This window comes from Paenibacillus sp. FSL R5-0749 (assembly GCF_038595085.1).
Lineage (GTDB): Bacteria > Bacillota > Bacilli > Paenibacillales > Paenibacillaceae > Paenibacillus.
In genome coordinates, this window is the sequence record NZ_CP152005.1 from 169,151 (window position 1) to 183,142 (window position 13,992).

11 protein-coding genes are annotated in these 13,992 nt (G+C 45.8%); 10 read left to right on the forward strand and 1 reads right to left on the reverse strand.

The features are described from left to right. The first annotated feature begins 89 nt into the window (after positions 1–89). The 5 genes from MKY85_RS00840 (at position 90) to MKY85_RS00860 (ending at position 6,649) form a co-directional block, all read left to right on the forward strand. The gene (locus MKY85_RS00840) at positions 90–1,679 is read left to right on the forward strand and encodes an extracellular solute-binding protein (protein ID WP_339239007.1); all 1,590 of its coding nucleotides are present in this window, start codon (positions 90–92) and stop codon (positions 1,677–1,679) included. Between the two features lie 130 nt (positions 1,680–1,809). Next, entirely contained in the window at positions 1,810–2,709 is a 900-nt protein-coding gene (locus MKY85_RS00845) for an ABC transporter permease subunit (RefSeq protein WP_339239008.1), read from the forward strand. Between the two features lie 70 nt (positions 2,710–2,779). After that, entirely contained in the window at positions 2,780–3,652 is an 873-nt protein-coding gene (locus MKY85_RS00850; RefSeq protein ID WP_339239009.1) for a carbohydrate ABC transporter permease, read from the forward strand. 48 nt (positions 3,653–3,700) lie between these two features. Continuing rightward, entirely contained in the window at positions 3,701–4,651 is a 951-nt protein-coding gene (locus MKY85_RS00855) for a TIM barrel protein (RefSeq protein ID WP_339258233.1), read from the forward strand. A gap of 255 nt (positions 4,652–4,906) precedes the next feature. After that, positions 4,907–6,649: a hypothetical protein gene (locus tag MKY85_RS00860; protein WP_339258235.1), complete on the forward strand. Its 1,743-nt coding sequence runs from the start codon at positions 4,907–4,909 to the stop codon at positions 6,647–6,649. Between the two features lie 164 nt (positions 6,650–6,813). On the opposite strand, the gene MKY85_RS00865 is transcribed toward MKY85_RS00860, so the two are convergent. Next, a complete protein-coding gene (locus tag MKY85_RS00865; RefSeq protein ID WP_342571557.1) occupies positions 6,814–7,263 on the reverse strand; it encodes a hypothetical protein in 450 nt (149 codons plus the stop codon). Positions 7,264–7,580: 317 nt separating this feature from the next. Between MKY85_RS00865 and MKY85_RS00870 the strand changes: the two genes are divergently transcribed. The 5 genes from MKY85_RS00870 (at position 7,581) to rapZ (ending at position 13,985) form a co-directional block, all read left to right on the forward strand. After that, complete coding sequence (locus tag MKY85_RS00870) at positions 7,581–9,314, forward strand: tetratricopeptide repeat protein (protein ID WP_342571558.1); 1,734 nt, start codon at positions 7,581–7,583, stop codon at positions 9,312–9,314. Between the two features lie 171 nt (positions 9,315–9,485). Beyond that, complete coding sequence (trxB, locus tag MKY85_RS00875; protein ID WP_339239014.1) at positions 9,486–10,445, forward strand: thioredoxin-disulfide reductase; 960 nt, start codon at positions 9,486–9,488, stop codon at positions 10,443–10,445. Between the two features lie 162 nt (positions 10,446–10,607). Further along, positions 10,608–11,639, forward strand: coding sequence for an AI-2E family transporter (locus tag MKY85_RS00880; RefSeq protein ID WP_124118318.1), 1,032 nt, complete (start codon positions 10,608–10,610; stop codon positions 11,637–11,639). A gap of 444 nt (positions 11,640–12,083) precedes the next feature. Beyond that, entirely contained in the window at positions 12,084–13,034 is a 951-nt protein-coding gene (locus MKY85_RS00885) for an ROK family glucokinase (protein ID WP_017691252.1), read from the forward strand. Between the two features lie 51 nt (positions 13,035–13,085). After that, complete coding sequence (gene rapZ / locus MKY85_RS00890) at positions 13,086–13,985, forward strand: RNase adapter RapZ (protein ID WP_017691251.1); 900 nt, start codon at positions 13,086–13,088, stop codon at positions 13,983–13,985. Positions 13,986–13,992: the final 7 nt, after the last annotated feature.

Here is a 13,992-nt window from a genome sequence, read left to right on the forward strand (position 1 = left end):
CGAAACTGGTTTATTGCTAGAGTCCGCGAAGATGTGGAATACTCGGAGCAAGCCTTAAACATTCACGCAAAGTAAAAGGGGATGACAAAATGATTGGAAAAGCAACCAAGGGGAGTAAGAAGAAATGGATGGGTCTGGCACTTACAATGGTAATGGGAGTGTCCTTACTTGCGGGGTGCTCGTCTGCATCCGACAAAGAATCAGCAGAAGGCGGGGCAACAACGAATGGTGAGCGTGTTACTTTGAAAGTGGAGGTTTTCGATCGTGGTAACAGTCCTTCTCCACATACGATCACTAACAACTATTTAACTAAATTTGTTCAAGAGAAATTCGGCGATCCGAATAACATTGATGTGCAATTCGTACCTGTTCAACGTTCAGAAGAAACAACGAAGCTCAACGTGTTAATGGCCAGCCCCAGCGACGTTCCAGATATTGTGTTTGTATACGACTCCAGTGTGTTCTACCGTTATGCTCAGCAAGGTGGTCTAACTGAAGTGGGTGAACTTCTTAATGAACATGCGCCTAACTTAAAAGAATATCTTGGCGAAGACCTATTGAAATTTGGTCAGCTTGAAGGTCAGCAATTCGCTATTCCGGGTAAACGTGCCATTACTTCCCGCTACAATTCTTATATCCGTCAGGATTGGCTCGACAAGGTTGGAATGAAGGCTCCAACGACAACAGATGAGCTTTATGAAACGCTGAAAGCGTTTAAAGAGAAAGATCCGGGTAATCTGGGCAGCAAAAACATCCCAATGGGTATGGCACTTGCCCCAGCCCAGTACGAAACATTGATTTACTCATTTATTAAACCCGTACAAGATGGACTTACGTACAGTCAGCGTTACGAGCTACCATTGCATGATGGGTTCAAAGATGCGATGCAGTTCCTTAACAAGCTTTACAATGAAGGTCTGATCAGCAAAGACTTCAGTCTTGATGAAGAAAAAACGCAATTGGTCAAAGATTTCCAGAACGGTAATATCGGCTACATGTCTGAGGACGTAGGTCAAATTCTGTATGCAGATGGTATGCTTGATAATTTGTCCAAAAATGTACCGGATAGCAAAGTTGTAGCAGTTGACGCTTATACCAACCCGAATGTGGACAATAAACACATCAAATCACGCTATGGTAGCAACGGTATGTACATCATGATTCCAAAAAGCAGCAAACGTTCGGTTGAAGCAGTGAAATACCTGGACTGGATGGCTTCTGGAACGAACTTGCTAGAGATAAACACAGGTGTCGAAGGTGAAAATTTCGATATGGTTGATGGTGTTCCAGTTGTTAAAGATGATGCACCACAGGATGTCAAAGATCGTGTCTACAACGGTGGTGACATGGCCATTATTGCTAACGGTAAAGTTGTGGGAGATCAGGCAGCCAATGAAGCCGCATGGATTGCAGGCTTCCCAGAACGTAACCAAGAGCTGATGAGACAGTCCATTGATATTGCTAATACGGATACGATCGGCCCGGTTATCTTCAGCAAACCAATCGAAGCAGAATCTAAATATGGTACAGCGCTAAATGATAAGTTGAAAGTACTTATTGTGAAAACTGCGATGGCTAAACCGGCAGACTTCGAAGCGGTATATGAAAAAGAAATGAATGATTTCATGTCACTGGGTGGCACAGAACTGAAGAAAGAGCTTGAAGCAGCACTTCAGTAAGCGCTATTAAATAAACAGATTCATCTTCTAATTACTAAATAAATATGTAATTCACTGCATAACTTTGGAAGGAACGTGTGCCGCCAGTATGGGCGGCACAGCCGTTTCTTGTTGATAGGAGGAAACCGATTTGACCATCACATACTTGAAAAGGTATTGGCAATTATACGCGCTCATCTCACTGCCCCTGATCTACTTCTTGATCTTTCGTTACGGCCCAATGTACGGGGTTCAGATCGCTTTTAAGGATTTCAACTTGTTTCAGGGCATTAACGGGAGTGAGTGGATCGGTTTCGATGCTTTCCGTGAAGTATTTGGAATGCGGGACTTCTACACCACATTACGAAATACCTTCATGTTAAATTTCCTCGACTTGCTTGTTTCGTTCCCTGCTCCAATTTTATTGGCCATCATGCTCTATGAAGTTCGTTTTAAATGGTTTAAAAAACTATCGCAAACGATTCTATACATTCCTCACTTTATCTCCTGGGTTATCATTGGGGGAATTGTATACCAATTGTTCGGCAATCAATCCGGTATGGTTAACGGTGTATTGGAGAGTTTGGGCTTAAATTCAATACCATTTTTGACAGAAAAAAATCCATGGCTTGTGACATATCTGTTCACAGGTGTCTGGCAGAGTGCAGGATGGGGTACCATTCTATATTTGGCGGCATTAACTGGCGTGAACAAGGAATTGTTTGAGGCTGCAGAGATTGACGGAGCTTCAAGACTGAAGAGAATCTGGCATATTACGTTGCCAAGTATTAAACCAACCATTGTGACCTTGCTCATTCTTAATCTCGGACATATGGTCAGCATCGGTTTTGATCGGCCTTATATCATTGGTAATACGGCCGTGCGAGAATATTCCGATGTACTCAGTACCTTTGTATACAGAGTTGGTCTTGAATCAGGACAATACACGCTGGCAACTGTCGTTGGACTGTTCCAGGCAGTGGTAGGGCTCATATTCGTGCTAGGATCTAACTATATTTCAAAGAAAGCAACGGGTGAAGGTATTTTGTAGGTTGTAGATAAACGGAAGAGACGCCAATCGGCTTGTATGTATAGACCATCAGTAAAGGAGCTGTGCGCATATGAGTGAACGCACCTCAAATCGGATTTTTGATATCGTTAATATCTCCTTTATCAGTTTGTTTGTTATATTCTGTCTAGCTCCATTTTTGCATACCATTGCGATATCTCTAAGTTCTAACCGGGCTATTACTTCGGGAGAAGTGACCATTTTTCCTAAAGAATTTAACTGGAATGCGTATGTTCAAGTATTCTCTGATCAATCCATGCTATATTCACTGGGTTTTACGACTATTCTGACAGTGGTAACCACAGTGTTGTGCATGTTATTCACACTTGCTGCTGCATATCCGTTAACCAAGAAAAAATTGAAAGGGCGCAAGCTCTTCATGTATGTCATCATCATTACGATGTTCTTCAGTGGCGGGATGATTCCCGAGTATTTGCTCATTCGTGATCTCAATATGCTTAATTCAGTGTGGGCACTGATTCTGCCTGGACTGGTCAGTCCTTTTAACCTGATTATCCTGATCTCATTCTTCAGAGGTATTCCAGAAAGTCTGGAAGAATCAGCAGAAATTGACGGTAGCTCACATGTACACACGCTATTCAAAATCATACTCCCATTATCCATGCCTGTACTGGCCACATTAGCTCTATTCTATGCGGTTGGTCGCTGGAATGGATTCCAGGATTCCCTGTTGTATATTAATGATCCCAAGTTGTATCCGTTACAACTGAAGCTCTTCCAAATGGTTCAAAACAACATGGTGAGTGAGCTTACATTAATGGAAGGCGCTAACCGCACACCACTGACTCCGGAAAGTCTCAAGGCAGCTACAGTTGTTTTTGCAACGGTACCCATTCTGCTTGTTTATCCGTGGCTGCAAAAGTATTTTGTCAGCGGTGCGATGCTTGGCGCGGTAAAAGGTTGAGTTAAGGCTGGTGTAAAAGTTTAGCCAGAGGGAGGAGAAGGAAAACAGATGCAGCACATAGATAAGGGAATATATTCGTTCTCCACATGCTGGAATATCCGAAAACATGATGTCGGAGAAAATATGATTCGGGAGATTGCAGATCTCGGCTTTCGCCGGGTGGAGCTAAATTATAATGTAACGAAAGAGATGCTCACGACGATTGAGCCCATGATTGAGCGTGGAGAGATCGGAATTTCTAGTGTCCACAATACCTTTCCACATGACCCTGATCCCGATTATGGTACGGATTCCATCCTGCTCGGCTTCGAAGATGAAGTGAAACGTAAGCGGGCGATCGAATTGCTGGTAGAGTCGGCTGAATATGCCCAGCGTTATGGAGGAGAAGCTGTTGTTGTACACCCCGGAGAGGTACCTTTCCCTGAGGATATCAGCAAAGATCTTGGAAAGATCTATAACGAGGAAGGTCCGGATTCACCGAAGTATCGCAGCAAGTGGGCTGAATTGATGGAGCGGCGGGAAGCCCTCAGTTCGAGGTATGTGGAGAAAATTATCGCCAGTCTGGATGAAGTGTGCAATCGGGCGGCAGCCAAAGGTCTGGATGTCCGTTTTGGCATCGAGACGAGATCCAGACCACAACAGATTCCTACTCTTGCTGAAGCCAAGACCATCATTACGGCCCTCAAAGGGGCCCCGGTTGGCATCTGGTACGATACAGGTCATGCCATCATGATGGATCGAATGGGCCTATATGACAGTGTGGGAGAAATGCAGGGGCTGATGGATGATATCGTAGGGGTGCATATTCATGAGACTCTCGGTCTCTCTGATCACTGGTGCCCGTATGTACACAGTAAGGATATGAATTTCTATGATGCCTATCTGCCGATGATCCGTCGTGCACAAGTGAAGGTGTATGAGTTGAAGTCTGCCTGTACGGCAGAAGAGATTCACGAGAGTCATGACTTGCTTATGAAGAAGCTTGGGGTGACAGAGTAAGCGTGGTAATGTGGGAAACAGTTGGCGTGTTCACAGCGTGTGTTCAACGACTTTTTCCTCAGTGACAAAGACCCGTAAATATGAAGTAAAACAAGCACGTATTTTCTAGCGACTTTAATCGGTATATGGTATATACTGACGAGAAAAAATGAACTCACCTACGGGCGGTGTGAGTATGCTTCCGTTCTGAATTGAAGGCGCTGAAGCAACATACTCCGCACATCGGGAGAATGCATTGGTATGGAGGGACTGCACATGTATAAACAGCTGGTGGAGAGTAATGACAGAGCGGTAGAAAGAGGCATATCCCGGCAGATGCTTGATCCTGAAAGCCGTTATTATGGAGGCACCATCGATCCCTATACAGGTGTTGCCTGGGTCAACCACACAACGGGCACGCCCACGGATATGTGTTACTGGGGGGCTGCGATCTCCAATCCGGACTCCATCTATTATCGGGATGAGGCGTTGTTAGATCGACTGCTGATAGCTACGGAATATGTACTCCGCTTCCAGCATGAAGATGGTTCAATATCTCCGGGCTGGACTAATTACCACTCCCCTCCAGACACTGCATTTGTCGTTGTGGGATATTCACAGTTGTATCAGTTACTTCAGCAACAAGAATGGGAGCCATTGCAACCTGTACTGACCAACATGAGGCTGTTTCTGGAACGCACGATTCCAACGATGCTTACAGGTGGTTGTCATACGCCGAATCATCGCTGGGTGCTATGCGCGGCGCTCGGTTCCCTGCATCAAATCTTTGGTCTGGAGGAAGCTGTGCAGCGCGCAGAGCAGTGGCTGGCAGAAGGCATGGATATTACACCCGATGGGGAGTGGACCGAACGAAGCAACGGAATATACAGCGCAGTTAGCGACATCATGTTAATTCATGCCGCACGCCTGCTCAATCGTCCTGAACTGCTGGAACCGGTGAGGCTTAATCTCCGCATGATGGTGTACCTGGTGCATCCTTCAGGTGAGATTGTTACAGATTATTCAGGGCGACAGGATCTGGGCAGTGTTCATGATCTGTCACCCTATTACCTACCGTATGCCATTCTGGCGCGGTTGGATGGTGATCCACTCTTTGCGGGGATGGCAGCCTGGGCGGGAGATACATTGACTGATCCGGGAGTGTGCTCGGTGAATACACTCATTCGGTTAATGCTTGAGCCTGAGCTTCAGCATCCGGATGAGGAACGTGATGCATTACCGAAGCAATACGAAGTTATGCTGAATGAACATTTTGTACGGGGAGACTATCTGGGACAGATGGATTCAGCAGGGCATCACGGACGGATCTCTCACAGTCGGATGCATACGGATTTTGGTGCTCCGGTAGCCCGAATTCGGGATGGTGCTACTAGCGTGACCATGATGACAGAAGTTCCTTCTTTCTTCGCGCTTCGTCATGGTGAGGTGCGTCTGCTGGCTGTGCAACTGGCTTCATACTTTAATCCGGGTTATGTCCCTATGCAGCACATGACCAGATTATCCGAAGGGTACCGTTTGACTGGTGAGCAGAAGAAAGGCTACTATGGTCCAGTTCCTGCGAATCTGTTACCGGAATCTGCTGCATCAGATATAAGTCCATGGTATTTGCTACCTCATCAGAATCGTCAGCTTACTCATGAGCAGACATTCCGTGTAGGCGCAGAAGTGCAACCAACGGAAAATGGATGGACCATGCATCTATCCGGGCAAGAACCGGAGGACATTATGATGCAGCTGTCCTTTGTATTCGGAAGCGAAGGTGAGTTGACCTGTGAGGACGCGATGGAAACAAGTGAGGGTCACTATTTGTGGAAAGGCGGTACGTTACGCTATACCTGCGGAGAAGACTGGCTAGAGATTACCGGGGGCGAACTTGGGCATCTGGCGGCAACGGTTCGTGAGGCAAAACTGCCGGACAAGTGCAAGGTTGTGCTGGTCAATTTCATGACACCGTTTGATAAAACCATTCATATTTCACTCTCGCCTTCGATGGCGTGAGTATGGAGTTATAACTTTAGAAGACCGAGCCTGCGGGCTTGGTCTTCTTTTTTTACGAATGATTACGGCGAACCGTTCGTTACATGCCCAATGATGTGCTCAATCCATGGAACTTCATGAATTTTGATATTTCAGGATACGTCTCATACTGTAGACTTGAACTATCATTGCAGTTGCTCCAACGCAGTGTCGATGGATTTGGTGAACAGAGGATTATCTTTGGTATTGCTCCAGTAGACGATAAGGGCATTTCCTTTCTCATATAGAAAAGGGAACGTTGTGAAATGGGCATTTTCCATGTGCTTATTGAATTCTTTGGTCCCGTTAATGCGATCTTTCTCTGAATTGAAAATATAGAAATGTAAAAATTCAGGGCTATAAGGCTCTTCTTCCACTGGTACTTCAACGGAGTACACCTCAGGCACAACATCATTTAATTTCAAAGGATACCCGGTTATACCAAAGGACACTAAATTCAAGTTTTGAGACTCAAGCGCTGTTACTATTTCATCAAGTGTAAAATGATTATCATCATTTTTTATATCTGCTGAACATCTATTCAAAGTAAACAAGCAGATTAAGATGAATATAAGTGGTCTAATTTTCGAGATCATCAATATAACATCTCCTAAAAAAATAATGATGTACCTTTATTTTTATAATTACACACGACATTCCGTGACCGACGGGATTGGACTAATGTAATACTGCAAAGAGATCTTGTGGCAAGTGAGTGAGGGAGTCTCTAGGCAAAAAAGGTATCCTTTTAATAAACAACGCTCCAAGGTGATATGTTTCCTGCAAAATGGAATATCACTTTTCTTTTGCATTTTTTTCATAAACGACATGAAACTACATATTGAGAAGTGGGCCTTAAGATGTGGTATACTGGAGAGTATGAATGAAATGCAAAGAGGAGGTGCCTTGGAAGATGAAGGGCAAGCTAGTGCGGGCTGAGGGACACCTTGCCAATATTATACCGATTCACTTGGATGCTTCTTTCTTTTTTGAAAGAGCTGTCCGCTCGCTGGACCGTAATCATGTTGACAAGGCATTAAAATATTTTCGCAAAGCTGTTGAATACGAACCGGAAAATCCGGTAAATCATTGTAATATGGCGGGTATATTATCGGAGAAGGGGGATTACGAAGCCTCCAATGCCATTCTGGCTAACGTGCTGGAAGTGGTAGATCCGTCGATGACGGAATGTTATTTCTATATGGCGAACAATTATGCAAATATGGATCGGTTTGAGGAAGCCGAGCAAGCACTTGTTACCTATCTGGAGGAGGACACCCAGGGTCAGTTCATGACGGAGGCCGAAGAGATGATGGAGCTTCTGTACTATGAGCTGGATCGTCCGACCAAACTGAATCGAATCAAATCACGCAAAGGTGTAGTGGAGCACGACCAGGCACGGGAACTGTTGGAAGAAGGGAAATTTGCACAGGCTGCTGAATTGCTCGAAGGCATGTCTTCTGATTATCCTGATTACTTGGCTGCCCGTAACAATCTGGCACTCGCCTACTATTATATGGGTCTGTTTTCCAAAGCAAAAGAGACCATTGCCGAAGTGCTTGAACAGGAACCAGGTAATCTGCATGCACTCTGTAATCTGGCCATTTTCCATCAAAACGAGAACCGGGCCGATCAAGTGCTGCTTCTGATCAAAAAATTGCGGGTCATCGTGCCATTCCAGCACGAACAAGTCTACAAACTCGCGACAACGATGGGAATTCTGGGCCAACACGATACGGCTTATGTCCACTTCCGGCGTTTGCTCAAGGATGAAGAGACAGCTGCTGATCCGGCACTTGCCCATTATGCAGCAGTGGCGGCTTATAATACAGAACGTTATGATGCTGCTGAGCGTCTATGGCATCATGTGTCCAAGCTTGATCCGGGTTCCGAAGTATCCCGGTATTATCTGTCAGGTCTTGAAGCTGTAAAACAAGGCGAGCAAGAGCCAGAGAAGCTAAGTTATCACTATCATCTGCCATTCGATGAACAGTTCAGACAGTGGGAGAACTATGGTAACGGCATTCCTGAAGAAATGAAGAATGATCCACTGATTCGTTCATCGTTCTTCTGGGCATTGCGGCATGGTGATCGGGCAACGAAGTTGCAGGTTATTCATGCGCTCGGAATGATCGGTGATTATGAGGTGCAGCAGGCTCTGCAATCCTTCATTGAAGAGCCGGGAGAAGAACAGGATCTGCTTGAGGCAGCACAAACTGTACTGAACGGATTGAAATCGGCTGAACATGAGGATGGGAATACTCAGGTGGTTCGTCCCTTTTCTCCTGTTGCCTTGAAGTCCATTGGGAAGGTTCAATCCACATCAGAACAATTGGACACTGGCTCGACCTCCCATTGGCAGGCTGTTGTTGATCGTGCATTACAGATGTCTGAAGCAAAGGCTGAGTTGCAGCAAGAGATGGAACGGCTCTGGACGGATTATGTATCCCGTGTACATCCAGAGGTTCCGGGCACGAAACAGATTGAGGGTTGGGCTGCTGGACTTGAATATTTGGCAGCGAAGAATCATAGTCGTCCCGTTACCTATCAAAGCATTGCTGAGCGGTATGGGATATCGGCATCAACGGTTAGCAAGTATGCTAAACAGATTCATGCGGTGTGTAACAGCAATCCACCACTTGTATAGAAAGTTGGCCCTCACTCGTTTTCAGAAAGACATCATGAGGTGAAGGATACAACAACCGGGAAAACGGGTAAACTTAACGAATGGGCCTTGTAAATGCCTGTAGGATATCATCTTGGCAAGTTCATCGCTAGTACAACACATTCTCACCTTAATTAAGGAGGCTGTATCTATATGTCTAAATACAGAACGATTGTGATCGGAACGGGACCTGCGGGTCTGACAGCAGCGATATATCTGGCTCGTGCTAATCTGAAACCACTGGTTATCGAAGGTCTTCAGCCGGGTGGTCAATTGACGACGACAACGGAAGTTGAGAATTTCCCCGGTTTCCCGCAAGGTATCATGGGTCCGGAACTGATGGACAACATGCGTAAGCAAGCTGAGCGTTTTGGAGCCGAATTCAAAAATGGTTGGGTGGAAGAAGTTGATTTCAGCAAACCGCCCTTTAAGGTCAAAGTTGGAGGAATCGGTGAACTGGAAGCTGAATCGATCATTATCTCCACAGGTGCTTCCGCTCGTTATCTCGGTATTCCGGGTGAGCAGGAAAATGTGGGACGTGGTGTAAGTACATGCGCGACATGTGACGGTTTCTTCTTCCGGGGCAAAAAAATCGTGGTTGTGGGCGGTGGTGACTCCGCCATGGAGGAAGCGAGCTTTCTGACTCGTTTTGCAACAGACGTCACATTGGTTCACCGTCGGGATGAGTTGCGTGCATCCAAGATTATGCAGGATCGGGCTCGCAGCAATGAGAAGGTGAAGTGGGCGCTGAACCGTACTCCACTCGAAGTCGTACCGGAAGCTATGGGTGTCAAAGGACTGAAGGTGCGCAACAACGAGACGGGGCAGGAAGAGTTGCTCGAAGCAGATGGCGTATTCGTTGCCATTGGTCACACGCCAAATACCGGATTTCTGGGTAATGCGATCACACTGGACGAACATGGCTATGTTGTGGTTAAACCAGGAACGACGGAGACCAATATACCGGGTGTATTTGCCTGTGGTGATGTTCAGGATACGAAGTATCGCCAAGCTATTACGGCTGCAGGATCCGGATGTATGGCCGCGATGGATTGTGAGAAGTTCCTTGAAGGAAGCATTATCCATGATTGGAGCGAAACGTTGGATAAATAAGCATGACATGCGTGAGGTTGGGCATATGCTAGGAATAAGAGACAACGGGAAGTCTCATGTAATGAGAGAAGCCGGAAGGCTTCTCTTTTTTTGAAACTACAGTGGGCATGAGTTCGTATACATATGGGGCATATTAGCTGTGAGGTGAAGATTTTGGGGGAAATGATAAAAGATTGGCTACAGAATGCGACAGTGAGACGATTTTTGATCCTGCTCTTATTCTGTTTGGTTTTGTTCAGTATGGGGAGTATGCTGCACATGATTCTGCTGTTGTTCCTGGTGACGTATGTCATGAACAGATTACAGCATTTCATTACAGGTGGTTTGAATCGGTTGTTTCCGATCAATTATAAAGTTGTGGTCATCCTGCTCTATATGATTGTTATCGCAGTAATTGTGCTCGGTATCTCCAGATATTCACCACGGATCGTAGATCAGGTCGTTCAGTTAACGAACGAGATTATGAAATTTTTGGATAGTGCAGATGGAGATAATTTTGCTTCCAAGATTGCGGGTTACCTTCAGTCCTTCGATATCAAAAATTACACCAATGATGCATTGAAATATATTTTCGCTTTGAGCAAATGGTTGGAGTTTATTCTGCTCGTTATCATTCTGAGTCTGTTCTTCTTGTTGCAGAAGCAGGAAATATCCAAGTTCACGTCCAAGTTCAAAACAAGCAAAATTGGATGGTTCTATAATGAAGTAGCTTATCTGGGAGACAAATTCGTATCTTCTTTTGGTAAAGTCATTGAGGCACAGCTTCTGATTGCGGTGTTCAATACAGTGCTGACCATTCTGGGCTTATGGATTCTGGGTTTCCCATATCTGTTCGCGCTGACCATTCTGGTGTTCCTGCTCAGTCTGGTGCCCGTTGCGGGGGTTATCATCTCACTGGTACCGCTCTGTCTGATTGGGTATCAGATGGGTGGACTGAAATTAAGCATTATTGTGATCATCATGATTATTGTAATTCATGCTTTGGAGACGTACTTCCTGAATCCAAAATTGATGGCGCACAAGACCAAATTGCCAATGTTCTACACCTTTATCGTACTGATTCTGTCGCAACACTTCCTGGGAATCTGGGGACTGATCATTGGTATTCCGATCTTTGTCTTCCTGCTCGATATTCTGGATGTGAACAAGATGGAGAAGACAGAAGAGCCGGTACGTGTGGAGTCGAAGTTGTGACGTATAGCTGAAGAACGGCTGAGTGCAATCCAATTGAAAAACATTGATTTTATAAAAGTAAGGCGCCTTCCATTTGTGGAAGGCGCTTTTGTGTTGGCTGTGTTGTCATTCAATGGTTCTCTAAGTGAGAATGACAGGGGGTTGGTGGAGTGAGATAGGACACCTGGTTGAGGGGACGAAGATCATCTTTTATGAATGGAACGAGGGGAGATGCAATATCATGAGTTGAGGCTTCCTCTGCTATGGAGGAAGGAACAAAGCGTGCGTTCATAAATGAAGGTGATGAGATTGTATACGTATTCATAAATGCTATGTGATGTGGTTCACAACCCTGTCAAAGCAAGATGTATCCGAGGTCTTATCGTCTTGACCCAGGCGTATCCTTCAATTATAGTTGGTACGTAGGACTTAAACTATTTTAGATAGATAAAGGTGGCTTGCAGCATGTCTGAGAAAATCTACGTTGGGGTCGATCTCGGCGGAACAGCAATCAAGGTCGGTATATGCGATGAACAAGGTCAGCTAATGCATACGTATGAAGGACCGACTGAAGTGGATAAGGGCGTAGACACGGTCATCGCCAACATCGAGAAGTATGTCCGACATATCGTAGCCGAATCACCATACAGTTGGGAACAGCTTGAGGGTGTGGGTGCTGGAGTGGCCGGTTTCACGAATGTACGCGAGGGAATTATCGTTCATGCCCCTAACATCGGATTTCGGAATGTGGCCATTCGTTCGATTCTGGAAGAACGTCTGGGCAAGCCAATCAAAATAGATAACGATGCAAACGTGGCAGCACTGGGTGAAGTATGGGCAGGTGCCGGCAAAGGCGTAGACAATTGTGTATGTTATACACTCGGTACAGGCGTCGGCGGAGGCTTGATCTTGAATGGTAACATCTATCAAGGCTTCTCGGGTATGGCGGGAGAGCTGGGTCATATCAGTGTAGTACCTGATCTGGAGGCCATCAAGTGCGGCTGTGGTAAAATGGGATGTGTAGAAACGGTATCGTCTGCAACGGGTATTATCCGTATGGCGAAGGATGCCGTAGAACGTGGCGATCATACGTCACTGGCACTCGTCGACAAGATTGCAGCCAAGGAAGTATTCGATGCTGCTAAGGCAGGCGATGAAGTAGCACAGCGTATTGTAAACCGTGCAGCATTCTACTTGGGCAAGTCCATGGCGACTGTAGCGGCTGTCATTAACCCGGAGATGTTCATCATTGGTGGCGGTGTGTCCAAAGCGGGCAATTTCTTGTTCGATGAAATACGTACCGTATTTGCTAAGCTGACACCGGAACCGTTGCAAGATGGGGTTCAGATTCTGGAAGCTACACTTGGGAATAATGCAGGTATTGTGGGTGCGGCAGGTCTTCTCTTGCGTTCCTAGTAACCTCGTAACAATATATGAAGACAGCAATATGATAAGGAGGGGACATTTATGCTTGAAGGTGAAGGCTCACCAGGCACAGGCGCCACGCTCATTATCATTACGGGCATGTCCGGGGCAGGTAAAACCATTGCAGTACAAAGCCTGGAGGATCTGGGTTTCTTCTGTGTGGATAATCTGCCACCGGTATTGATTCCAAAATTTGCGGAACTAATTGAACAGTCAAACGGCAAGATTGGTAAGGTTGCATTGGTTATCGATCTGCGCGGGCGTGAATTCTTTACGGCTCTGTCCGAGTCTTTGAACTATATTAAAGATCATTTTACCATTCATTGCGAAATTTTATTCCTGGATGCTACAGATTCTGTGCTTGTTCAGCGTTATAAAGAAAGCAGGCGCAGACATCCTCTGGCTCCTGAGGGCATGCCGCTGGACGGCATCCGACTGGAACGCAAGATGTTGGAGGAACTCAAAAACTCCGCTACTCAGGTACTGAATACAAGTACAATGAAGCCTGCCCAACTGAAAGAACGCATCATATCCCGCTTTTCTCATCTGGAAAGCCAAATGCTGTCAGTAAATATTACGTCGTTCGGATTCAAATATGGCATTCCAATTGATGCTGATCTGGTATTTGATGTACGTTTTTTACCGAATCCGCATTATATTGATCATTTACGACCGAATACGGGACAGAATAGTGATGTGTACGAATATGTTATGAAGTGGCCAGAGACACAGGCGTTTCTGACCAAGCTGCTGGATATGCTGCATTTCCTGATTCCGCAATACCGGAAGGAAGGCAAAAGCCAGGTTATTATTGGAATCGGCTGTACCGGAGGCAAGCATCGTTCGGTAGCGATATCGGAATATTTGGGCAAGATGTTGGGAAGCAGCGAGACAGAAGCTGTCACCGTAAGCCATCGCGACGCCGACCGGGACCGTCATTGAAGAGGGT